The sequence below is a fragment of the Roseibium sp. Sym1 genome, from assembly GCF_027359675.1.
Taxonomy (GTDB): domain Bacteria; phylum Pseudomonadota; class Alphaproteobacteria; order Rhizobiales; family Stappiaceae; genus Roseibium.
Genome location: NZ_CP114786.1, coordinates 6,414,798 through 6,438,787, shown reverse-complemented (window position 1 = coordinate 6,438,787; position 23,990 = coordinate 6,414,798). Strand labels below are relative to the sequence as shown.

At 61.9% G+C, this 23,990-nt stretch carries 20 protein-coding genes; 7 read left to right on the top strand and 13 right to left on the bottom strand.

From position 1 onward, the window contains the following. Positions 1 to 16: 16 nt before the first annotated feature. Positions 17 to 1,525 carry an aldehyde dehydrogenase (NADP(+)) gene (locus O6760_RS29595; protein ID WP_269583243.1) on the top strand — a complete coding sequence of 503 codons (1,509 nt, stop codon included), beginning with the start codon at positions 17 to 19 and terminating at the stop codon, positions 1,523 to 1,525. Positions 1,526 to 1,672: 147 nt separating this feature from the next. Here O6760_RS29595 and O6760_RS29590 read toward each other — a convergent pair whose 3' ends face one another. From O6760_RS29590 to O6760_RS29545, 10 genes are all read right to left on the bottom strand, one after another. After that, entirely contained in the window at positions 1,673 to 2,392 is a 720-nt protein-coding gene (locus tag O6760_RS29590) for a FadR/GntR family transcriptional regulator (protein ID WP_269583242.1), read from the bottom strand. Next, positions 2,389 to 3,378, bottom strand: a complete 990-nt coding sequence (gene yjfF / locus O6760_RS29585; protein WP_269586379.1) for a galactofuranose ABC transporter, permease protein YjfF — start codon at positions 3,376 to 3,378, stop codon at positions 2,389 to 2,391. The genes O6760_RS29590 and yjfF overlap by 4 nt, the downstream gene beginning before the upstream one ends. Further along, a complete protein-coding gene (locus O6760_RS29580; RefSeq protein ID WP_269583241.1) occupies positions 3,378 to 4,418 on the bottom strand; it encodes an ABC transporter permease in 1,041 nt (346 codons plus the stop codon). The genes yjfF and O6760_RS29580 overlap by 1 nt, the downstream gene beginning before the upstream one ends. Beyond that, entirely contained in the window at positions 4,418 to 5,932 is a 1,515-nt protein-coding gene (locus tag O6760_RS29575) for a sugar ABC transporter ATP-binding protein (RefSeq protein ID WP_269583240.1), read from the bottom strand. The genes O6760_RS29580 and O6760_RS29575 overlap by 1 nt, the downstream gene beginning before the upstream one ends. An 81-nt stretch (positions 5,933 to 6,013) precedes the next feature. Continuing rightward, positions 6,014 to 6,967 (bottom strand): galactofuranose ABC transporter, galactofuranose-binding protein YtfQ, encoded by a 954-nt coding sequence (gene ytfQ, locus O6760_RS29570; protein ID WP_269583239.1) that lies wholly within the window; start codon positions 6,965 to 6,967, stop codon positions 6,014 to 6,016. 628 nt (positions 6,968 to 7,595) lie between these two features. Continuing rightward, a complete protein-coding gene (locus tag O6760_RS29565; RefSeq protein ID WP_269583238.1) occupies positions 7,596 to 8,756 on the bottom strand; it encodes a Gfo/Idh/MocA family protein in 1,161 nt (386 codons plus the stop codon). Between the two features lie 247 nt (positions 8,757 to 9,003). After that, positions 9,004 to 10,059, bottom strand: coding sequence for a sugar phosphate isomerase/epimerase family protein (locus O6760_RS29560; RefSeq protein WP_269583237.1), 1,056 nt, complete (start codon positions 10,057 to 10,059; stop codon positions 9,004 to 9,006). 350 nt (positions 10,060 to 10,409) lie between these two features. Continuing rightward, positions 10,410 to 11,366: a substrate-binding domain-containing protein gene (locus O6760_RS29555; RefSeq protein WP_269583236.1), complete on the bottom strand. Its 957-nt coding sequence runs from the start codon at positions 11,364 to 11,366 to the stop codon at positions 10,410 to 10,412. A gap of 109 nt (positions 11,367 to 11,475) precedes the next feature. Next, positions 11,476 to 12,492: an ABC transporter permease gene (locus O6760_RS29550; protein ID WP_269586378.1), complete on the bottom strand. Its 1,017-nt coding sequence runs from the start codon at positions 12,490 to 12,492 to the stop codon at positions 11,476 to 11,478. A 2-nt stretch (positions 12,493 to 12,494) separates the two neighbouring features. Then, positions 12,495 to 14,018, bottom strand: a complete 1,524-nt coding sequence (locus O6760_RS29545; RefSeq protein ID WP_269583235.1) for a sugar ABC transporter ATP-binding protein — start codon at positions 14,016 to 14,018, stop codon at positions 12,495 to 12,497. Between the two features lie 202 nt (positions 14,019 to 14,220). Between O6760_RS29545 and O6760_RS29540 the strand changes: the two genes are divergently transcribed. Continuing rightward, positions 14,221 to 15,255, top strand: a complete 1,035-nt coding sequence (locus O6760_RS29540; RefSeq protein ID WP_269583234.1) for a LacI family DNA-binding transcriptional regulator — start codon at positions 14,221 to 14,223, stop codon at positions 15,253 to 15,255. On the opposite strand, the gene O6760_RS29535 is transcribed toward O6760_RS29540, so the two are convergent. Next, a complete protein-coding gene (locus O6760_RS29535; protein WP_269583233.1) occupies positions 15,247 to 16,167 on the bottom strand; it encodes a LysR family transcriptional regulator in 921 nt (306 codons plus the stop codon). The two genes, O6760_RS29540 and O6760_RS29535, sit on opposite strands and share 9 nt — an antisense overlap. Before the next feature lie 100 nt (positions 16,168 to 16,267). Between O6760_RS29535 and O6760_RS29530 the strand changes: the two genes are divergently transcribed. Both O6760_RS29530 and O6760_RS29525 read left to right on the top strand, forming a co-directional pair. Further along, positions 16,268 to 16,627 (top strand): VOC family protein, encoded by a 360-nt coding sequence (locus O6760_RS29530; RefSeq protein ID WP_269583232.1) that lies wholly within the window; start codon positions 16,268 to 16,270, stop codon positions 16,625 to 16,627. Continuing rightward, positions 16,624 to 17,505 (top strand): NAD(P)H-binding protein, encoded by an 882-nt coding sequence (locus O6760_RS29525; protein ID WP_269583231.1) that lies wholly within the window; start codon positions 16,624 to 16,626, stop codon positions 17,503 to 17,505. The genes O6760_RS29530 and O6760_RS29525 overlap by 4 nt, the downstream gene beginning before the upstream one ends. Positions 17,506 to 18,231: 726 nt before the next feature. On the opposite strand, the gene O6760_RS29520 is transcribed toward O6760_RS29525, so the two are convergent. Continuing rightward, entirely contained in the window at positions 18,232 to 18,750 is a 519-nt protein-coding gene (locus O6760_RS29520; RefSeq protein WP_269586377.1) for a DUF2585 domain-containing protein, read from the bottom strand. A gap of 218 nt (positions 18,751 to 18,968) precedes the next feature. Between O6760_RS29520 and O6760_RS29515 the strand changes: the two genes are divergently transcribed. Continuing rightward, entirely contained in the window at positions 18,969 to 20,570 is a 1,602-nt protein-coding gene (locus O6760_RS29515; protein WP_269583230.1) for a peptide chain release factor 3, read from the top strand. 69 nt (positions 20,571 to 20,639) lie between these two features. Here the strand turns inward: O6760_RS29515 and O6760_RS29510 are convergent, their stop codons facing one another. After that, entirely contained in the window at positions 20,640 to 20,975 is a 336-nt protein-coding gene (locus O6760_RS29510) for a hypothetical protein (RefSeq protein WP_269583229.1), read from the bottom strand. A gap of 382 nt (positions 20,976 to 21,357) precedes the next feature. Here O6760_RS29510 and O6760_RS29505 point away from each other — a divergent pair, with 382 nt between their 5' ends. After that, entirely contained in the window at positions 21,358 to 22,203 is an 846-nt protein-coding gene (locus O6760_RS29505; protein ID WP_269586376.1) for a metal-dependent phosphohydrolase, read from the top strand. A 293-nt stretch (positions 22,204 to 22,496) separates the two neighbouring features. Next, the gene (locus O6760_RS29500; RefSeq protein WP_269583228.1) at positions 22,497 to 23,990 is read left to right on the top strand and encodes a sensor domain-containing diguanylate cyclase; all 1,494 of its coding nucleotides are present in this window, start codon (positions 22,497 to 22,499) and stop codon (positions 23,988 to 23,990) included.

Below are 23,990 nucleotides of genomic sequence, written 5' to 3'. Positions count from 1 at the left end.
AACCAGAAGGTTTGTCATGACATTCATGCCACACGGAAAACAGCTCGTTGCCGGACAATGGGTTGCAAGTGACGCCACCTTTGCATCGCAGCCGGCTGCAGGTGCTTCTCACAGCTTTTCGGTCGGAACCGCCGAGCAGGTCGATGCCGCATGCCGGGCCGCCGAAGAAGCGTTCTGGACCTATGGCTATTCCTCGAGTGAAGACCGCGCGAAGTTCCTGAACGCGATTGCCGACGAGATCGAGGCCCGCGCGGATGCCATCACGGAAATCGGCATGGCGGAAACCGGTCTGCCGCAGGCACGCCTGCAGGGCGAGCGGGGCCGCACCACCGGACAGCTGCGCCTCTTCGCCAGCCATATCCTCAAGGGCGATTACCTGGACAAGCGTCATGACGAGGCGTTGCCGGACCGCCAGCCGCTGCCGCGTCCGGACCTGAAGCTCATCCAGCGCCCGATCGGACCGGTCGCCGTCTTCGGCGCGTCGAATTTCCCGCTGGCGTTCTCGACGGCAGGCGGCGATACCGCCTCCGCGCTTGCCGCCGGTTGTCCGGTGGTCGTGCGCGGCCATCCCGCCCACCCGGGCACGGGCGAAATTGTCGCCGAGGCGATTGCCGCGGCGGTCAAGTCCTGCGGTCTGCATCCCGGTGTCTTCTCCTTCATTCAGGGCGACGGTTATGAAGTCGGTCAGGCGCTGGTCCAGCATCCGCTGATCACCGCCGTCGGCTTCACCGGCTCCCTGCGTGGCGGCCGCGCGCTGTTCGACCTGTGTGCGCAGCGGCCGGTGCCGATCCCGTTCTTCGGCGAGCTCGGCTCCGTCAACCCGATGTTCCTTCTTCCCGCAGCGCTGTCCGCGCGGGGCGAGGCGATCGCCAAGGGCTGGGCCGGATCGCTCACAATGGGGGCAGGGCAGTTCTGCACCAATCCGGGGATCGTGCTGGTGCTCGACGGCCCGGACGCCGACGCCTTCGTCAAGGCGGCGACGGACGCTCTCGGAGAGATCGGTGCGCAGACCATGCTGACCGACGGTATTGCCGAGGCCTTCCGCTCCGGCAGCAAACGTGTTGCCGGGTCCAGCGGCGTGCGCGAACTGATCGGCACGAGCTGTGACACGCGCGAGGCAGCGCCGTACTTCTTCGAGACCACCGGTGACAACTGGCTGGCCAATGAGACCCTGGGCGAAGAGGTCTTCGGACCGCTCGGCATCGTCGTGCGCGTCAAGGACGAGGTCCAGCTCCTGGAAATCGCCAAGGGCCTGGAGGGGCAGCTCACCTGTACCCTTCAGATGGACGACGGCGACACCGATCTGGCCCGCAGGCTGATGCCGGTGCTGGAACGCAAGGCCGGCCGCGTGCTGGCCAACGGCTTCCCGACCGGTGTCGAGGTGGCCGACGCCATGGTCCATGGCGGTCCTTACCCGGCCTCGACCAATTTCGGCGCGACCTCGGTCGGTACCCTCGCCATCCGCCGCTTCCTGCGCCCGGTCTGCTACCAGAACCTTCCGGACGCGCTGCTGCCGGTCAGCTGAGCTTGAAAGGCCGGGTGGTTGTTTCACCCGGCCTTTGCCACCAATACGGACCTCCCCTTGAGGAAGACCTGTCGTCCTCCTCAAGGGGAGGTTTTTCTTTGGGGGATACAGGCTGGAAATGTGCGGTCGTGACGCCGGCGGCCGGCCTCAGATATTCAGCTCGATCTTCCGACCGGCCAGGATGACCTGTTCCATGGCCTCATAGGCGCCCTTGGCGTCACCAGCGGTGATCGCCGTGACAATGGCCCGGTGGCGTTCGACGAATTCGTAGGTTTCCTGGTCGTTGCGCTCGTTGGCTTCTGCAATGAACAGGGAATAGAGCGCGGCCTGTACAAGGTCACCCAACGACTGCAGGAAGCGGTTGCCGGACAGCTTCAGGATCATCTTGTGGAATTCCAGGTCCGCGACCGCGACCGCGGCGCGGTCGTTGCCGGTCGCCAGGTTGTCGCAGAGTTTTGCGAGGGCCGCGCAATCGGCGTCGGTCGCCTGCTTGGCGGCGCTGCTGGCGGCGGCCGGTTCGAAGATGAGCCGGATCTCGAACAGGTCTTCCAGGAACGGGCGCTGGTTCTTGAGGGCGGCGTGCCAGCGCAGGACATCCGGGTCGAACATGTTCCATTCCGACGCCGGCCGCACATGGGTGCCCACCTTGGCCTTGGACTGGATCAGCCCTTTGGCGATCAGCATCTTCTTTGCTTCGCGCACCACGGTGCGTGACACATCGAACATTTCCGAGATGTCCGGGTCCAGCGGGATCATGGTTTCCGGCGGGTACTCGCCGGCAACGATGGCGCGACCCAGTTGTTCGACCACCTGATCGGTGTGATTTCCGATCTGGCTGCCCAGTCCGCCGGTGGCGACGAATGTCATGATTGCGCGGCGAACTCTGTCGCTGGTTTTCTGCGCAGTGTCGTTGCCCAAGTGAGACCCTTCTGAAGCAAGATGAACCCGAAGAGCAGACCGCCGATGACGATTTTGGTCCACCAACTGGAAAGCGTTCCGTCGAACACGATAAAGGTTTGTATCAACCCCATGATCAAAATGCCAAAGAATGTCCCGGCGACAAAACCGGTGCCTCCGGTGAGCAGCGTGCCGCCGATCACCACCGCCGCGATGGCGTCGAGCTCGACACCGACGGTGGCCAGCGAGTAGCCGGCGGAGGTGTAGAGCGAGAACACGATCCCCGCAAGGCCGGCCAGGCCGCCCGACGTCGCGTAGATGCCGATCGTGGTCCAGCCAAGCGGCACGCCCATCAGCCGGGCCGTCTGCAGGCCGCCGCCGACGGCATAGACATTCTGGCCGAAACGGGTCCGGTGGGCGACGATGATGCCGGTCAGGAAGGTCAGCAGCATGATCATTCCGGTCAGGCGGAAGCGGCCGCCGCCCGGTGCCTTCCAGTAGAGCGACTGCAGCGTGTCGTAGAACTCGTGGGTGATCGGCACGCTGTCGGTCGACAGCACATAGGCAGCACCGCGCGCCAGGAACATGCCGGCCAGCGTGACGATGAAGGGCGGCATCTCCAGATAGTGGATCATGGCGCCCATCGCCGCGCCGAAGGAGATGGTGATCGCCAATACCAGGACAAAGGCGGCCAGCGGATGGATCGAGGTGTCCCTCAGGATCACAGCCAGAAAGACGCCGGTAAAGGCGATCACCGAGCCGACGGACAGATCGATGCCGCCGGAGAGGATCACGAATGTCATGCCGACGGCGGCAATCCCCAGGAAGGCGTTGTCCGTCAGGAGGTTTGCCACGACGCGCGTCGACAGCATCGACGGGTATTGCGAGGCGCACAGCGTGTAGGCCAGCACGAACGTGGCGATGGTGATCAGAAGCGGAAGGTGGGTGGAGCGGATCATTGCGGACTTTCTTTCGCTTCCTTGATGGGCTCCTGGGGCGCGGGCTCCGCGGACGCACGCAGGATATAGAGCGCGTGTTTCACGGTCGGAGACTGGATCACCAGGATCGCGATGATGATCAGGGCCTTGATGACAAGGTTGAATTCGGGCGGCATGCCGGACAGCAGGATGACCGAGTTGACCGACTGGATGATCAGCGCGCCGATCAGCGAGGCGAGGATCGAAAACCGGCCGCCGAGCAGGGAGTTGCCACCGATCACCACCGCGAGGATGGCGTCCAGTTCAAGCCAGAGTCCGGCATTGTTGGCATCGGCCCCCTTGATGTCGGCGGCGACGATGACGCCTGCAAGCGCGGCGCAGAAGCCCGAGATCAGGTAGACCGAGACGATCAGCACCCGGCTGTTGATACCGGCCAGCCGCGAGGAGCTCTCGTTGATGCCGATGGCTTCGATCAGCATGCCGAGCGCGGTCTTGCGGACGGCGGCCGCAACAAGAAGCCCGAGCGAAATCCAGATCAGGATGGGAGTCGGGATACCGAAAACCGTGCCGGCACCCAGATGGATCAGGCCCGGATTGACGAAGGTCAGGATCGTGCCCTCGGTGACCAGCTGGGCGATACCGCGACCGGCGACCATCAGCACCAGGGTTGCGACAATCGGCTGGATGCGCAGGACGGCGACGAGGATGCCGTTCCAAAGCCCGCAGATGGCGCCGACCGCCAGTGCACCGATGAGGGCGGTATGCCAGCCGTGGCCGTCGACCACCAGCGAGGCGGCGACCGCCCCGGCAATCGCCATGACCGCGCCGACGGAAAGGTCGATGCCCCGTGTGGCGATCACCAGCGTCATGCCGATGCACAGCAGGGCCGTCGGTGCGCCGCGGTTGAGCACGTCGATCAGGTTGCCGAACAGGCGGCCGTTCTGGAACTCGATCCGGAAGAAGTCCGGGAACACCAGGAAATTCAGGAACAGGACCGCGGCCAGAATGATCAGCTGCGGCATGATGCGTCGTAGGGTGGAATGAGCCAGGGCCGACATCAGACAGCCTCCGCCATTGTGTCGTCGGCGATCGCCGCGACGATGTTCGAGGTCGTGATCTCGTCACCGTGAAGTTCGCGCACCTGGCGACGGTCACGCAACACGATGACCCGAGTCGAATAGGCCACAAGCTCTTCCATTTCGGAGGACGCCACGAGCAGGGCCATGCCGTCCTCGCGCAGTTTCTCGATCAGGGCGATGATTTCCGCGTGGGCTCCGACATCGATGCCGCGGGTCGGCTCGTCCAGGATCAGGAAGGCCGGATTGGTTGCCAGCCAGCGCGCCAGAAGGGCCTTCTGCTGGTTGCCGCCGGACAGTAGCCGGATCGGCATGTCGAGACTTGCAAGGCGGATGTCGAGCGCCTTCACATAGGCTTCGGCCAGCTCGTTGATCTTGGCCTTGGGCAGCGGACGGAACCAGCCCTGCCGGGCCTGGACCGCCAGGATGATGTTCTCACGCACCGAGAGATCGCCGACGATACCGTCATTCTTGCGGTCTTCCGGACAGAGGGCAAAGCGGTGCGTGACCGCTTCGCGCGGACTGCCGAGGCCGATCTTGCGTCCTTCCAGCAGGGCTTCCCCCTGGTCTGCCTGGATGACGCCGAAGATCAGGCTGGCGGTCTCGGTTCTGCCCGAGCCAAGGAGCCCGGCGAGGCCGACAACCTCGCCCTTGCGAACCGTCAGGTCGAACGGCTCCATGACGCCGCGTTTGCCGAAATTCTTCAGTTCGACGAGCGTGTCGCCGGCCTGTGTCGGCGCGCGGTCCTGGATACGATCTTCCAGCTGGCGGCCGAGCATCAGGGTGACGATCTCGGTCTGAGTGACATCCTTGAGCACACGGGTGCCGATCACGCGGCCGTTCCTGAGAACGGTTGCCCGGTCGGAGATCTCGAACACCTGATCGAGAAAGTGGGTGATGAAGACGATTGCCAGGCCGCGGGCCTTGAGTTTCTCCACCACGGAAAAGACAAGGGCAACCTCGTCCCGGTCGAGACTGGCGGTCGGTTCGTCCAGAATGAGGACCTTGCCGGAGAGCTCCACGGCGCGGGCAATTGCGATCACCTGCTGCACGGCAACGGAATAGGCGGACAGCGGTTCCGCGGGATTGATCGACAGGCCGAATTCAGCCAGCAGCTCCTGTGCCATCGTCATCATCTTGCGCTGGGAGATCAGGCCGTGCTTCATCGGCTGGCGGCCAAGAAAGAGGTTTTCCGCCACGGTCAGGTTTGGAAGCAGATTGACTTCCTGGTAGACGGTGCCGATGCCCAGCTTCTGGCTGTCCTGGGTGCTGTGCGGTGAAATTTCCTGCCCGCTCATGAGAATCCTGCCGCCGTCGCGCCGGTAGGCGCCGGTCAGGCATTTGATCAAGGTGGACTTTCCGGCACCATTCTCGCCGAGAAGTGCGTGCACTTCGCCCGGGTAGAGCGTCAGATCGACTTCATCTAGGGCAATGGCGCCCGGAAAAAACTTGGATATGCCCCTGCATTCCAGCACAGGCTCGGTTGCGCTCGCCATTGATGGCCTTCCCCCGGCGTCTTTCGTCAAAAACCTTTTTGAAATGCCGGGCGGCGGAACCGCCCGGCACGGGACACGTGATCAGTATCCCAGGTCTTTCTTCATCTCGTAGATGGCCATGTTATCATCATCGAGCGTGTAGAGCTTGGACTCGGTCTGGATCCATTTCGCCGGCTTTGTGCCGTCGGCAAGATAGGCTTCCAGGGCGTCCAGGGCCGGGCCGGCCATGTTCGGGGTCAGCTCGATCGTGGCATTGGCTTCGCCGTTTGCCATGGCAAGGTGAATGTCCGGAACACTGTCGATCGAGACGATCTTGATGTCCTCGCCCGGCTTCAGGCCGGCTTCCTTGATGGCCTGGATGGCGCCAACGGCCATGTCATCGTTATGCGCATAGAGCGCACAGATGTTCTCGCCGCCAACGGCCTTCAGGAAGCTTTCCATGACGACCTTGCCCTGGCTGCGGGTGAAGTCGCCGGTCTGGCTGCGCACGATGTTCAGGTTGTCGTTGCCTGCGATGCCTTCCTCGAAGCCCTTCTTGCGGTCGATCGCGGGGGACGAGCCGGTGGTGCCCTGGAGCTCGACGATGTCGCATTTCTCGCCGGCCATTTCATCGACCAGCCACTTGCCGGCCACCCGGCCTTCATGGACGAGGTCGGAGGTCACGGCGGTCATGTAGAGATCGTCCGGAGCATCGACCGTGCGGTCGAGCAGGACCACGGGGATTTCGGCGTCCTTGGCTTCTTCGAGCACTTCGTCCCAGCCGGTCGCGACGACCGGTGCGAGCAGGATGGCATCAACGCCCTGGGCGATGAACGACCGGATTGCCTTGATCTGGTTTTCCTGTTTCTGCTGGGCGTCGGCGAATTTCAGGTCGATGCCGCGCTTTTCCGCTTCCTGTTTGGTGACGGTTGTTTCTGCCGCGCGCCAGCCGGATTCGGATCCGATCTGCGAAAAGCCGATCGTCAGATCGGCAGCCATTGCGGTCATCGGGGCAAACGTCATTGCCCCGGCAATAAGCATTGCCTTGAGTTTCATAAGTGTCTCCTCCACAGAGTTTGTTCTCCTCACAAAAGTCATTAAGTATTACTTTATTACTTTTGTAAAGCGCGAGACGTTGTGCGGTGCGGGAAATTGGTATAAGTGGTTGAGAATATGGATTAAATAGTGAGTTCCATCTCTCCTCCTCGTCATGCCATGGCGCGACTACGGTGCCCGGTTAAGCAGGAGTCTCTGTCCACATACAGGCTTCGCTGCTTGTTCCAGTCTCCACCTGGAGGGCAGGTCAATCGCATTTGACTGACTTCCTGTCCGCAGTCGCCAAATTTACCTCTCCCACTGGGAGAGGTCGGACCGAAGGTCCGGGTGAGGGGACAGACTTTTCTGCAGGTCTCAGGCGTTTGTTCCCTCACCCCAACCCTCTCCCACGGGGAGAGGGAGCCATGCTCTACCAAATGCGATGGCCCTTTCCTCGCAGCCGCAGCACAGCGAAGAGCAGGGACCCGGGACACCCGGGCGCCCGCGATCTGCAAAAAAGGACGATGCGGGTTCCCTGGTTCCCGCTGAAATTTATGCCCCGTGAAAGCGGGGGCGGGGATGACAGGCGTGTAAAACGGCAAAAGCCCGGGCAGTTGACCCGGGCTTCCCGATTTTGTGGCGGGCGAGATCACCCGTCCAGCTTCACCCAGGCGGCATTCTTGGCCGAGGAGCGCACGCAGGCGTCGATGAAGCGGACGCCGGAAAGGCCGTCGGTAATGCCGGGCACCAGCGTGTCCGTTTTTTTGCCCTGGCTGTGGGCGCGAATGGCCCCGGCCGCGTCCTTGTAGAGATTGGCGAAGCCTTCCAGATAGCCTTCAGGATGGCCCGGCGGAATGCGGGTGGCCGACGCGATGCTGCCCAGCATGCCGGCACCGCCACGCGTCAGGATTTGTTTCGGTGCGCCGAAGGGCGTGAAATGAAGGTAGTTCGGGTCTTCCTGGTGCCATTCCAGGCCGCCCTTGTCGCCATAGACACGGATCTTGAGATTGTTCTCGTTGCCGGGCGCCACCTGCGAACACCACAGCATGCCGCGCGCGCCGCTGGCATAGCGCAGCATCACGTGGCCGTTGTCGTCGACCTGCCGGCCCGGCACGAAGGATTGCAGGTCCGCGGCGAGGCTTTCCGGTGTTTCTCCGGTCACGAAGGCGGCAAGGTTGAAGGCATGGGTGCCGATGTCGCCGGTCGACCCGCCAAGGCCCGTGCGGGCCGGGTCGGTGCGCCAGTCGGCCTGCTTGTTGTGCTGCTCCACCGTCAGCCAGTCCTGCGGATATTCGACCTGCACCACCCGGAGCGTGCCGATGTCGCCATTGGCGACCATCTCCCGTGCCTGGCGCACCATCGGATAGCCGGTGTAATTGTGGGTCAGGAAAAAGAGCGCGCCGGAGCTGTCCGCCGCCTTGACGAATTTCCTTGCGTCCGCGAGCGTCGAGGTCAGCGGCTTGTCGCAGATGACATGAATGCCGCGCTTCAGGAATTCCTTCGCGGCCGGGTAGTGCATGTGGTTCGGCGTCACGATGGCCACCGCCTCGATGCCGTCCTTCAGGCGCGCTTCCCGCTTGGCCATGTCGGCAAAGGAATCATAGATCCTGTCTTCCTTGAGGCCGAGCGCCCTGCCGGATTCCTGCGCCTTTTCCGGGGTCGAGGACAAGGCCCCCGCAACCAGCTCGTAGTCCCCGTCGATCCGCGAGGCGATCCGGTGCACCGCGCCGATAAAGGCATCCTTGCCGCCGCCGACCATGCCGAGCCGGATCGGGCGCGTCTGGGTGCTGTCTGTTCCTTCGATGGCCATGGTGGTCCTCCTCGAGTTGTCGTGATCTGCGTGTTTCACGCACTGTAATCGATTACATAACTTGTTTACATACCTAAACCGTCATCCTGAGGAAGCGCGTTAGCACCGTCTCGAAGGATGGGCCGCCTGTTCCGGAGACAGCAGCCGGTCCTTCGAGACGGACCTTGCGATCCCCCTCGGGAGGAGGTTGAAATTGCGGCGGCTTCCGTGCAGCAGATGCCTCGGGTGCGCCATTGAGATCCCGGTCTTACCCGATTCCCAGCATCTTGCGGTTGGCGGCGTCATCACTGCCGCCATCGGCGAAATCGTCGAACGCCTTTTCCGTCACGCGGATGATGTGGTCCTGCACGAAGACCGCGCCCTCGCGGGCGCCGTCCTCAGGGTGCTTCAGGCAGCATTCCCATTCGACGACGGCCCAGCCGTCGAAGTCATTGGCGGCCATCTTTGAAAAGACCGCACCGAAATCGACCTGGCCATCGCCGAGCGAGCGGAACCGGCCGGCCCGGTCGACCCAGGACTGGTAGCCGCCATAGACCCCCTGTCGCCCGGTCGGATTGAATTCGGCATCCTTGACGTGGAACATGCCGATCCGGTCCTTGTAGATGTCGATATTGTCCAGGTAGTCGAGGCACTGCAGGACATAGTGGGACGGATCGTAGAGCATCTTGCAGCGGGCGTGGCCGTCCAGCCGCTCCAGGAACATTTCGAACGTGATGCCGTCGTGAAGGTCCTCGCCCGGATGGATCTCGTAACAGACATCGACACCCATCTCGTCGGCATAGTCCAGGATCGGCCGCCAGCGGCGGGCGAGCTCGTCGAACGCGGTCTCGATCAGGCCGGCGGGCCGCTGCGGCCAGGGATAGACATAGGGCCAGGCGAGCGCACCGGAAAAGGTCGCATGGGCGGTGATGCCGAGATTGCGGCTGGCAGCCAGCGCCAGTTTGACCTGGTCGACCGCCCAGGCCTGGCGCGCGGCCGGGTTGCCCTGCACATGGGGGGCGGCAAAGCCGTCGAAAGCGGTGTCATAGGCAGGATGCACGGCGACGAGCTGGCCCTGCAGGTGGGTGGAGAGTTCGGTGATCTCAACGCCGTTTTCCCGCGCCGTACCGGCAAAATCCTCGCAATAGGTTTTGGAGCTTGCGGCTTTTTCCAGGTTGATCAGGCGGCCGTCCCAACTGGGCACCTGCACGCCGCGATAGCCGCAATCGGCGGCCCATTTGGTGATCGCGTCCCAGGAATTGAAAGGGGCTTCGTCCCCGGCAAACTGGGCGAGAAACAAAGCCGGGCCTTTTATCGTTTTCATGATTGCCTTCCGAAATCGGGTTTGGGGACAAAAAAGGGCCGGGGCTCCATCGCGAAAAGCCCCGGCCCGAGGTCATGGACTCGCAAATGGAGTTGAATTGGCATGGTAAATGGCAACAGCCGGCAAGGAAGCATTCGCAGAGCGGGCTTACAGCCCGGTCAAGACTGCTGACGAAGCGGGCTGCAGCTATTTCCATGTCCTTCGGATTTGGCCAGCTTGCTCCTCTCCTGCGTCGCGAAAGATTTCATAATGAACCACATTTCGAAAACTTCCGTTCCTTGGATAGAAGCAAGCTGACTCAAACCAATTCATCTCCATTTGTGAGTCCATGACCTAAACTTACCGGTGCCTTAGAATGGCGAATCCGGGAAGTAGTAGCTCTCGGCATTCTCCGGCGTGATCAGGGTCGCGCCGAGGATGTAGCGGCCGGCAACCGGGCCGTTGGACTTGAAGGCCTGGACAGTCGCGTCCATGGCGGTGGCGATCATCGCGGGCGGATAGAGCACGTCCACCGGGATCAGCGTTTCGCCGTCCATGATGCCCTTGATGATTTCCTTCATGCCGGCGCCGCCGACCACGAACATGCCGTCACCGTCGCGGCCGGCCTGTTTCAGGGCTGCGACCACGCCGATGGCGATGTCGTCATCCTGTGCCCAGACCGCATCGATGTCCGGGAAGCGGGACAGGAAGTCCTGCATGACCTCGAAACCGTCGTCACGGTTCCAGTTGGCGTGCTTGTGATCGAGCACGTTGATGCCCGAGCCCTCGATCTCCTCCATGAAGGCGTCGAAGCGTTCGTTGTCGATCACGGTCGGAATGCCGCGCAGCACGACGATATTGTCGCCGTCCTTCAGCCGGCCCTTCATGTACTGGGCCGAGACGCGGCCGAGTTCCGGGTTGTTGCCGGCAACGTAGAGATCCTCGATGCCCGGCTGGCTGAGACCGCGGTCGACGACCGTGATCCAGGCACCGGATTTCTTGACGTTCAGGACCGGGTCGGTGAGCGGCTCGGATTCGAACGGCAGCACGACGAGAGCGTCGATCTGGTGGACCGAGACCAGGTCTTCCAGGGCGCTAGCCTGGGCTTCCGGATCCGGTGAGTTGACCAGGATCAGGTCGACATCCGGATAGAGTTCCTCGAGCCGTTTCTCTGCCTGTTCCGCGTGCCAGTTCATGCCGGCGGCCCAGGCGTGGGTCGGGGTCGGGTAGCTGACGCCGATCTTGATCTTGTCCTGGGCGAGGGCGGTTCCCGCAAAGGCCAGCAACCCGACGGCTGCCACCGCTCCCAGAGCTTTTTTCATGAGCATTGTTTCCTCCTCCAACGCTAGTCCAGTTGGACGCACCTCTCCCGTCCGGTGCGAGCCGGTTCAAAATTCGGGGACGGGTCCCTATTCGCTTGAGTTCAGCGCGAGCGGCCTACTTGCCCTTGCCGAGCTTCCAGTCGCTGCGCTGCAGGAGAACCGCAACGATGATGATCAGGCCCTGCATGGTTCCATTCAGGTAGTTCGAGATCAGATCGGTGAAGTTCAAAATGTTGCCGATGGTGGTCAGGATCAGGGCGCCCAGGATGGTGCCGCCGATCCGGCCGTAACCGCCCTTGAGCACCGTGCCGCCGATGATCACCGCCGCGATCGCTTCCAGTTCCCACAGGACACCGGTGGACGCCGAGGCCGAGCCGAGCCGGGGGACGTAGATGATGGTTGCGAAGGCAACGCACAGGCCCTGGATGACATAGGTCAGCGTTTTTACCCGGTCGACATTGATCGCGGAATACCTGGCGACCGCTTCGTTGGAGCCGATTGCGGTGCAGTAGCGTCCGAAAGCGGTCCGGTTCAGCAGCAGCCAGCCGCAGATGGCGACGCCGATGAACACCCAGACCGGGTAGGGCAGTCCGAGAAAACTGTCGTAATAGACCGGCCGGTAGGTGCCGCGGATGTCGAAATTGAGCGACAGCGTGCCGCCATCGGCGAAATACGTCACCAGCGAGCGGTAGATGCCCATGGTTCCGAGCGTGACGATGAAGGCCTCGATCTTGCCCTTGGTCGTCAGCGCGCCGTTGATCCAGCCGGCGCCGATGCCGAGCACCAGCGCGCAGCCGCAGCCGAGCAGCACGGTCGGCACACCGGTGCCGATTGTTTCGACGGCGTTGTTCATGATGATGATCATGACACCGGCGATCGCGGCCGCCATGGAGCCGACAGAGAGGTCGATGCCGCCGGCGGTGATGACGAAGGTCGCGCCGACCGCGATGATGCCGATGAAGGCGGACCGGGTCAGAAGGTTGGTCAGGTTGCCCTCGCTGACGAAGGCCGGGTTCAGCATGAACCCGATCACGCACAAGAGCAGCAGCGCCAGCGCAGGGCCGATGGTCTTGAAATCGACGGAAGGCCGTTTGGCCGGCTTGGTGGCCGTATCGTTGGATGCGGTCATCATGGTCAATGGAGGTCCTCCCGTTTCAGCCCGGCGGCGTAGCGCATGATTTCGTTTTCGTTGATGTGATCGCCGGTCAGGACGCCGGTGATATGGCCTTCGCGCATGACCACCACCCGGTGGCAGATGCCGATGATCTCCGGCATTTCGGAGGAGATCACGACAACCGAGACGCCTTCGGCGGCAAGAGCGGCAATGAAGTGATAGATCTGCTGCTTGGTACCGACATCGATGCCGCGCGTCGGCTCGTCGATGATGACGATCTTCGGATCACATTCCATGATCTTGGCAAGAAGCAGTTTCTGCTGGTTGCCGCCGGAAAGCTTGCCGACGGTGATCTCCCTGTCCTTGGCCCGGACGTCGAAGCGGCGGATGGCGCGATTGAGCGCCTCTTCTTCCGCCTTCCGGTCGAGCCCGAAATTCCGCACGAATTTCGGCAGGGCGAACAGGGTGAGGTTCGGCTGCATCTTCTTGTCGAGCAGCAGTCCTTTTTCCTTCCTGTCCTTGGTGAGATAGGCGAGGCCCAGGTCCCGCGCTGCCGCGACGGTCATGGCGCCCGTGTCGCGTCCGAACAGCCTGATGGAGCCCGATTCAATCGGGTTGAGGCCACAGATCGCCTCGAAAACAGCGGTTCTGCCGGAGCCGATCAGTCCGGAAAAACCCAGGATCTCTCCCTTGCGCAGGGCAAAGCTGACAGGCCCGGCACCGGGGGCAACGAGATTGTCGACCTCCAGCACGAGTTCGGCGTCCACATCGGCTTCATGCATGGGCGGGTAGAGGTCGGACAGTTCCCGGCCGACCATCATCTGGGCCATCATGTCCGGGGTCAGGTCCTCGGACGAACGGGTGTCGATCCACTGGCCGTCTCGCAGGATGGTGACCCGGTCGGCAATGGTTTTCACTTCATTGAGCTTGTGCGACACGAAGACGATGCCGACCCCGCTTTCCTTCAGTTTTTCCACCTGGCGGAAAAAGACCTCCGTCTCCTCCTCGGTGAGGACGGCGGTCGGCTCGTCCATGATCAGGATGCGCGCGTTGCGGCTCACGGCCTTGACGATCTCGACCATCTGCTTCTGGGCGATGGTCAGGTCGGAAATGCGGTCGCTGGGGGAAATGTCGAGGCCGATCTCGTCGAGATAGTTCTGCACGGTCGCCCGCATGGCGGCCTTGTCCAGAAACCCTTTCGAGCGGACTTCCCGTCCCAGGAAGACATTCTCCTCGACCGTCATCTGTTCTGCGAGATTGAGTTCCTGGTGAATGAGAACGATGCCGAGTCGCTCGGCCGCGCCGTTCGGGGGCAGGGCGGTCTGCTTGCCGTCGAGCCGGATCTGCCCGGATGTCGGATCGTGGAAGCCGGACAGGATCTTCATCAATGTCGACTTGCCGGCGCCGTTTTCGCCGATCAGCGCATGCACCTCGCCCGGGCGCACGTCCATGCTGACACTGAACAGCACCGGAACGGGTCCGAAGGATTTGCTGATGTTGACGGCCTCGATGACCGCCGGCTGAGTCGGCGCGTCCACGCTCATTCTTGTGTCCTCCCAAGCGGGAATGCCCTCTTCCACATTCACGCCACAGCGATCATGTAAACGTTTTCATAAGTGATGTAAACCTTTACATTGACCGTTGAAAACCTTTTCATTAGGTGCAATGCGCACTATACAGCGTAAACGGTGTGGAGTTTCATGAGCTTGGGCCATGCCCGCACTGCAACATGTCTGGACACGCAAAATGAGCGAACCGGTAGACCGGCCGGCCACAATCGAAGATGTTGCAAAACTCGCGGGCGTTTCGATCGCGACGGTCAGCCGGGCCTTGCGCTCGCCGGAGAAGGTCGCCGAGAGCACCCGCAAGAAGGTCACCGCCGCGATTGCGCGCACCGGCTACACCGCCAACGCCATGGCGCAGAACCTGCGCATGCAGCGATCGCAAATGGTGCTGGTGCTTGCGTCCTCCATTGCCGATCCGAATTTCGCCGGCATCCTGACCGGGCTGGAAAAGGCCGCCGCCGACCGGGGCTACGGCGTCCTGATCGGCAACACGGAAGGCACCACGGGGATCGAGCAGTCCTACATGCGCTTCCTGTCGACCGGCATGGCCGACGGGCTGGTGCTTCTGACCGGGCATATTCCCGTTGCCGGGGAACCGCAGGCACCCCTGAGCAGCCTTCCGCCCATCGTGGCTACGGAACGGCCGCTCGCCAACGCGGAGATCAGCTATGTCGGCGTCGACGATGTCGCCGCCTCCAAGATGGCGACCGAATACCTGATCTCTCTCGGCCACCGGAAGATCACCTATATTTCCGGCGGACCTGCCGACATTCGAAGCGACCTGCGCCATTCCGGCTACCGGCAGGGATTGAAGGAATCACCGGAGGCCCTGCGCGACTGGCGGGTGGAGGGCGAGGGGACCGCCGAAAGCGGCCGGGCGGCCGTCGAGCGCCTGTTCATCAAGGACGATCTGCCGACCGCCTTTTTCTGTTTCAACGACAACACCGCCATCGGCGTGATCTCGGCGCTGCAGCTGCGCGGCTACCGGGTTCCGGAGGACTTTTCCGTGCTCGGCTTTGACGACATTCCCTTCGCCAACAATTTCACGCCCGGCCTGACCACGATCCGCCAGCCACGCCACCACATCGGTGAGAAGGCGATGACCATCCTGCTCGACCGGCTGGCCAACCGGTCGCTCGAGAGCCGGACCCATCTGCTGCATGGTGACCTGATCGTGCGCGAAAGCTGCGGCGGGGTCAGCCGCCTGTCAAGGTGACCGCCGGTCCCGGCCTTTCTCGCGATACAGGGAAAGCTGTTCGGTGACCTCGTCCAGAAACGCCCGGGCGAGCTTGGAAAGGCCCGTTTTGCCGGCATGAACGGCATAGAGCGATATTTCCGGCATGCGCCAGTCCGGCAGGATTTCAACGAGGCGGCCCGAAACCAGGTCTTCCTGGCACAACAGGCCCGGCACGTCTCCGATCCCGGTACCGAGTTCAACGGAAGTCTTGACAGCCAGATAGTCGTTGACGGCCAGCGCCGGAACAAACGGCGTCTCGAAAACGTTCTCCCCCTTCCTCAGTCGCCAGACCGTTTCCTCCCTTGAGAGAAAATTGAAGCCGATCAGGGTATGCGTGAGCAATTCTTCCGGCGTCCTGGGCGGAGCGTGGACTGCCAGGTAGGAAGGCGCTGCGCACAGGCGGTGACGGTGCGTGAGCAATTTGCGGATCACCAGGTTGGGCGCGGTTGGCCTGGCAACCCGGAAGGACAGGTCGATGTTGTCGTCTACAAAATCGAGCATGCGTTCGCTGACGGTCACCTGAAGCCGGGCCTGCGGCTGTTTGCACAGGAAAGCATCGATCGGCCGGGCAAACAGCAATTCGGCGAGGTTGGGCGGGACCGAGATCCGCAGTTTTCCGGCGAGGCCTTCCTGTTTTCCGCGAATGACCTGGTTGGCGAAAGCAAGTGCGCTGATGCCCTTGCTGGCATGCTCGAAATAGAGCCGGCCGGCTTCCGTGATCCTGAGAGGTTTGTGGGACCTGTCGATCAGCCGCACCTGAAGCTCTGCCTCGAGATCCGCGACCTTTCGGCTGACGGTCGACAGCGGCATGTTCAGGAGCTTTGCCGCGCCGGTGAAACTTTCCAGCCGGGCGACTTCCACGAATATGGCAATGGCATCCAGTTGGCGCATGAGCATCCCAAATATGGAAATTATCTTTCAGAAAAGACATATATTCCCAAATTCGGAAGTTGCCTAGCTTGAGCGGCATCGAGACCCAAGCGAGGTGACCATGACCAAAGCGGACAAGACCATCAATTACATCGAGTTCCCGCTCGTCGATGCGGCGCGGACCAAGACGTTTTACGAAACCGTCTTCGGCTGGCGCTTTCAGGACTGGGGCGACAGCTATATCAGCTTCAGCGACGCCGGTGTGGAAGGCGGTTTCAACGGTGAAAGCGGCGTCCCGGTGACGTCACCGGGCGTTCTGGTCGTGCTTTACGCCGTTGATCTGGAGAAAACGCTGGCGGCAGTAAAAGATGCCGGCGGCAATATCATCAAGAAACCCTACGACTTTCCCGGCGGTCGGCGGTTTCATTTCGCCGATCCGAATGGGAACGAACTCGGTGTCTGGACGGATACAGGCCGATGACCGTTCTCGTGACCGGCGCGACCGGCAACATCGGCTCCGAGCTGATCCGTCTGCTGGTGGACAACAAACACCCGGTGCGAGCCATGGCCCGCTCGGTGGACCGGCTTGCGGCTGTGCCAATGCTGGAACCGTTTGCCGGAGACTTTGCAGATCGGGAGCGTCTGCGCGTGGCGATGGACGGCGTCGACACGCTGGTCCTGATCACGCCATCCGCGCCTCAGGCTGCCGGGCAGGCCTCGGCCTGCATCGCGGCGGCCGGGCAGGCAGGTGTCCGCAAGATCGTCCGGATATCGGCAATCAAGGCCAGTCCGGACGGTCCGTCCGAAAACACCCGTCTTCACGCCAGAACGGAAGCCGAAATCCGGGAGGCAGGGATGGAACATGTGTTCCTGCGTCCGAACTTCTTCATGCAGAATATGCTCCTGGTCGCCGGTGCGCTGAAGACCGGCCAGGCATTCTCCTTTGCCAATGGAGACGCGCGCATGGGCCTGATCGATGCGCGCGATGTGGCTCTGTGCGCAAGGCAATGCGTCTTGAGCGATGCCTGGAACGGCGAGGCCTTTGAGCTGACGGGCCCGGAAGCGATCAGCTTCGGCGATGTCGCCGAACGGCTTACCGCGAGCCTGGGCTGCAAGATCCGGTATCAGCCGGTCTTGCCGGAGGCAGCCCATGATTACGTGCTTGGCAGCGGCTGGGGGGCGTGGATGGCCGAATTGCTGCGCGATTATGGCGCCGCCTACGGTTCCGGTTGGGGGGATTTCGTGACCGGGCATGTCCATGACATTACGGGACAGCCTGCGAGATCGTTCGAGGTCTTCGCGGACGAGGTGCTCCTGCCGGTTCTCGGGCACGATCCGGTCTCGTCCCGAACCGGATAAGATCAGCCGCTGCGACGAACCTGCCGGTCTGCCTGGCCCGGATACGCCGGGCAGCTCGTTGGTCACGGCTCTGGTGCCCATGTTGCCGCCGGACTCAACCGGCCCGAACGCGATGATTTCAAAGTCCTGGTTGACGGCCGTTTTGATCGCGTCGGCCGCATCGCCAGGGCTGACCGATCGCGCTTTACGGCCAGGCAGTCTAGGGCCTGTGGGGATTTGGGTTTCGGCCTTGGCGCGTGTCGGATTTCGGTCTCCGGGTAGAAGGGAAGTCCGCGGTGGTGTGCGCCACCACAAGGACTTTCCGACGATCCCGGGGCCGAAATCCGCCGCGTCCGACAAGGATTTGGCACAAATCGCTCTGTTCGGCGTCGCGAAGGTTTGAAAGGGTCAACCCTTCCTGCACCTTCGCTTCTTGAACAGGAGCGATTTGCTTCCAAACCAAGGCCAAATCCTAATTCCCCACAGGCCCTGGGATAAGTGCGCCGTTCAGGATGGCGGCGAGCAGGTTGCCCTGTTCTCGCCCGGAGTGTCCGGATGGTTGTGCTTGGCCTTGCCGAAGAGCTGGCGGAAGAGGCAGCCGACAAGGGCTATGCCGTCGAGGATCCGAAGGCATTGAAACAGTCCTTCCAAGCGGTGGAGGATGCGCCCACGGTCGCGGCATGGATTGCAGGGGAAAGCCCTGCAATGGCCAAGTCCACTGGGTGTCTGTCACGAAACGCTGAAACCCTACCCGCCCTGCCAGACCCTGATTGCCTCGACCGGATAGACCAGCATCAGGACGTTCAGCGTGAGGTTGTCCTTGATCACCCAGAGCGCGAGCAGCTCGAAGAAGATGCCGGTCAGCACCGTCACCCAGACCGGCATGCGCCAGGCGAAGAAGAAGCCGGTCAGCATCCAGACAATGTCGAAGACGGAATTCAGGACGCTGTCGCCGGTATAACCAACGGCAATCGTCGCTTCCCGGTAGCGGTCGATGATCCAGGGGCTGTTCTCCACCACTTCCCAGGCCGCCTCGATGAAGATCGCGCCGAGGGCCCGTTCACACACGCTCTTGCGCCGGAACACCAGCCACAGCACCCAGTAGAAGATGAACCCGTGAATGATGTGCGAGAGCGTGTACCAGTCCGCGATATGCTGGGAGGAGCCGGCAAGATCGTCCGCCGGGGTCCAAAAAAGCACATAACCGCAGTCGCAGATCGGGATCCGTCCCATCCCGAAGAGAATGGCGGCGGTGGCGGCGATCATGACAAGGCCGATGATCAGGCATTTGCTGTGGCTCAAGCCGGTCTCCTCGAGCAGGTGGGGGCGGTAACGATTCTATGCTGGAAATTTAGCAGGATTCTCTCTATGACCTTGCGCCAACGAAACATCAATCCGTCCGGCCTTGAAGAGTGAGGTTGCGCCCCGGTTTTGAGCCGATGCGTTTGCGCAGCCGCGCCGGATCTGCGGATCAGGAGATCTTTATGACCAGCCTCAACGGCACCGCGCCTCACCAAGCCCGGCGCACCTTCGCGATCATTTCCCACCCGGATGCCGGCAAGACCACGCTCACGGAAAAGCTGCTGCTCTCGGGCGGCGCCATCCGCGCCGCCGGTCAGGTGCGCGCCCGCGGCGAGCGCCGCCGCGCCCGCTCGGACTGGATGAAGATCGAACAGGAACGCGGCATTTCCGTTTCCTCGTCGGTCATGACCTTCGAGCGCAAGGGCATTGTCTACAATCTCTTGGACACGCCGGGCCACGAGGACTTTTCCGAAGACACCTACCGCACGCTGACCGCCGTCGACGCCGCGATCATGGTGATCGATGCCGCCAAGGGCATCGAGACCCAGACCCGCAAGCTGTTCGAGGTGTGCCGCTTGCGCGACATCCCGATCATCACCTTCGTCAACAAGATCGACCGGGAAGGCCGCCACGCCCTGGAGATCCTCGACGAAGTCCAGGAAGCGCTGGCGCTGGACGTTTCCCCGCAGACCTGGCCGGTCGGCATGGGCTCCGACTTCTTCGGCGTCTATGACTGGCAGAAGAAGCAGTTTCACACGTCCGATGGCGAGCGCGGCGGACCTTACGCCGAGACCAAGACGGTCTCCGGCCTCGACGACGAGATCCTGACCGGCACCGTCTTCGACCGGATCATGGACGAGCTCACCGAGAACGTCGAACTCGGCGCGGAAGGCTATGCGGAATTCGACAAGGAAAGTTTCCTGGAAGGCCACCTGACGCCGGTTTTCTTCGGATCGGCCTTGCGCGACTACGGCATCGAGGAAATTCTCGATTTCATCGCCGACAACGCCCCGGCACCGCATTCCCAGCCGGCCACCGGCGGACGCACCATCATGCCGGGTGAGGACAAGGTCACCGGCTTTGTCTTCAAGGTCCAGGCCAACATGGACCCGAAACACCGCGACCGCATTGCCTTCGTGCGCCTGTGCTCGGGCACGTTCAAGCGCGGCATGAAGCTGAAACACGTGCGCGCCGGCAAGCAGATCGCCGTGTCCGCGCCGATCTTCTTTTTCGCCGAGGAGCGCGAGATCGCCGATCTCGCCTATCCGGGCGACGTCATCGGCGTGCCCAACCACGGCCAGCTGCGCGTCGGCGACACGCTCACCGAGGGCGAGAACATCCACGTCACCGGCCTGCCGGCCTTCGCGCCGGAAATCCTGCGCCGCGTGCGCCTGTCCGACACCATGCGCGTCAAGCAGATGCGCCAGGGCCTGCAGGATCTCGCCGAGGAAGGCCTGGTACAGATCTTCAAGCCGGATCTCGGCTCCAACTGGATCGTCGGCGTGGTCGGCGCGCTGCAGCTCGATGTGGTGGTCGACCGGCTCAAGGCCGAATACGGCACCGAGATCGGCTTCGAGGCTGTGCCCTATTCCACGGCCCGCTGGATCGAGACCGATCCGCAGACCTTGCAGAAGATCATCGAGGGTCACCGCATGTCGGTCGCCAACGACCGCGACGACAAGCCGGTGTTCCTGTTCAAGAACGCCTGGGAAATCGGCCACGTCACCGAGAAGTTCCCGGACGTGACCTTTCGCGAAACCCGCGAGATCGTCTACGAGGCCTGATCCAGGCCTGGTCCTGCAATCTGGATATTGCGCCGTGCGGGCAGGCGACCCGCACGGCGCGTCCGGTCCCTACTCGGAAGTCGACGTTTGCAGGACAGTCTGGACCGGATTCTGATCCAGGGCGCCAATCTGCGCGATGTAACGCGCGGCCCAGCCGGGACCGTAGCTTTTGCCGGTGTCCCAGGAGCCGGCCTGGTCGGTCGCCCAAGCCGTGGCAACGACATTTCCGCTTGGCATTTCAATCAGTTGAACCTGCGATTGCTGGGCGCGAAACGGAGCGTCCGACGACCAGCTGATCACGCAATTGCCACGCAGGTTGGACAAGCTGACCGACCATGACCAGGTACCCGTTGCATTCACAGTCGCAGTGGAAACTTCGCCGACATCCATAATTTGATCTGCCATGAGATCCTCCCTGAAATGGGTTTCCGGTTTAGTGTGATCGGCGCCGATACACGTAAAACGAGTATCAGCAATGCATGCATTAAGCAATGAATTTCTAGTTTAAGTTGATTCTTTGTATAGATATGCCTAAAGGTTGTTTCGATTTTGGAGGATGTACCGGTCCGCTGATCGCGCAGCCGGTGGTGGCTGCCAGGGTCTGTGGGGAGGGTATATCTTGTGCGGGACGACGGGTGCGGAGACCGAACACAGCGACCAGGGCGATGCGGGGTCCGCAACGAAGCCCTTTCATCTATCCGTCATGAACTTGACATCTGCTTTGGCAAAGGTGCCAAATTGAGGGAACTTCTTGCTTTTGACAGACCAGTCCGGGACGGGCCGTGCCATGATCACCTTGCCGGAACTCGCGGCGGATACGCTGGGCAATTTTCTGACCGACTACGTTCAAAGGCGGTTCGGCAAGTCCGAGCCTGAACTGGCCGAGCTGGTACCGTCCATCGCCCGGATCGCGATGGAATGCATCGGCAACAGCGATGCGCTCTATCACAACATCGAGCACACCATGCTGGTGACCATGGCCGGGCACGACATCCTGCGCGGACGGGCGTTGCAGACGCACATGGCGCCCACCGACTATGCCCATGTCATTGTCGCCTGCCTGACCCATGATATCGGCTACGTCCGGGGCATCCTGCCGGCCGACACCCGTGAGGCCTATGTGATCAACAAGGCGGGCGAAACGGTGTCCTTGCCGCGCGGTGCATCGGATGCCGCGCTGACGCGATACCATGTCGACCGTTCCAAGCTCTATGTATTCGAGCGCCTTGAGGGCACCGTCCTCCTGGACCCGCAACGGGTTGCCGATGCCGTGGAAGGCACGCGCTTTCCCGGCTCGATCCCCGATGATGGCGAGGACCTGGGTGTTGACGCCAATCTCCTGCGGGCGGCGGATTTCATAGGCCAGCTCGGCGATCCGCACTATATCCGCAAGGCCAACGCGCTCTATTTCGAATTCGAGGAGGCCGGGCTCAACAGGCAGCTGGGCTATGACACGCCGGCCGATCTCGTGCACCGGTACCCGCAATTCTACTGGAACAGCGTCGCGCCCCATATCCAGAAGGCGATCCAGTATCTGAAGGTGACCGCCTCCGGCCGCCAATGGATCGCCAATCTCTATTCAAACCTGTTTCTGGCCGAGCGCGACATGGCCCTGCTTGGGCCGCAAAGATAATATTTGCGGCCTCACCGGGGCCTTTCCGTGAGGTTTCAGGAAAAGGCGTCTCGAACGGGCAGGGCCTGTCGCCCCAATTCTCAGATAACTTACTGACAATATTACGAATAGAATTAAGCCAAATCGGCATCCTGGTATTGATATTTTTTATTATTATTAATCTCTGACGTGTCTGTTGTGGGTTTAATCGTCTAAGTAATTGTTATAGTTAGACTTAAGGCTGTTGATAGTGTGGTAAGGCTTGTCTACGATAAAAGCTCGACCTGCAGCCATGAAATCTTTGCGGCAACGCAGTGAAGAAAGCGAACGAATACGTGCATCAAAAGCCTCTCGGGCCCGGATCCCCGCAGGCGCTTCAAAGGGCAAGGGGCGAAGCGCAAGCGGTGGAGATCCGCCGACTTTCCAAGCCGTTCTGGGCCTCCGTCATTATCAGTGCGGTGAGCCTGCTGGCATTCGTGTCTTTCCTGTCCTTCACGCTTGACCGCAATTCCATACGGTCCTCGGAACGGATTTTCACCGCCATGCTCGGCGACCGGTTCGAATATCTGGCAGATATTACCCTGGAATACGGCTATTGGAACGACGCGATCGAGAATGTCGTCGAAGACCTGAACATGAGCTGGGTCCGGGAAACGTTTGTCGATTACATGCAGGACGAGCTGCAGATCGAGGGACTGCATGTGATCGATGGCCTGGGCCAGCCGAAATTGCACGTCGTGGAAGGCTTGGTCAAAGACTCGGACATGGCGGCCCGGTACGGCAGCTCCGTGAATGTGCTCATCGCCAATGCGCGTAAGACCGAAAAGGACGAGGCACCGGAACCGGCAACCGGTCTGGTCGGCAGCCTGTCGAGCCTTTACCTTGCGAGCGCTGTGCTCATGACGGGTTACGACGCGGACAGCGACAAGAGCACGGACCACGTATTGGTCTTCGCACGGCCGGTCAACGCCGACATCATGCAAGACATGTCGAAAAAATACGGCCTGCCGCATCTGAAACTGTCGAAGGAGCCTCCGGCATTCTGGCAGGCCGGGTTCCAGGTTGAAACCGCCGACGGAAATACGATTGGACATTTCGTGTGGAACCCGGTGCTTGCGGGGTTCCGGATACTGCCGGTCCTGACGGTCGGTGTGCTCGCCGTGTTCTTCTGCATGTTCCTGGCGGCGCGGCTGTTTTTCAAGCGAGCGGGTGAAACGGTCCGCGAGCTGGAAGAAGCCAAGCTGGAGGCGGAGACGACGCGGGAACTGCTGGTCAACCAGGCGCGAAGCGATGCGCTGACCGGGCTTGGAAACCGCCGGCTGCTCGATGAAAGACTCGCCCAATTGCAGGAGCAACGGCCGTTGCCGGACGGTCACGCCCTGCTCTACACGGATCTCGACCGGTTCAAGGAGATCAACGACAGCTACGGCCATGAAACCGGGGACAGGGTCCTTCAGCACGTGGCGGTCGCGCTGGGCGACATGGTGAATGCCGACGACACGGTGGTCCGCCTGGGCGGCGACGAATTCGTCATCGTGTTCGGACGCGCCAAAAGGGAGCGGGTCCTCTCGGCGGGGCGGATGATCGTGGAGCAATTGAGCCGGCCCGTGCAACTGGACGGAGCCAGTTATTCCTTCGGCGCCAGCGTCGGGATTGCCTTCTCGCACAACCCTTCGGAATTGTTGCGGCAGGCCGACGTTGCGCTTTATTCGGCAAAGCGGCGGGGCAGGGCGCAGGTCGCGGTCTATTCCGCCGATCTTCTGGATTTCCGGCATGTACCGATCCAGCCGGCGGCACAGCCGAGCTAA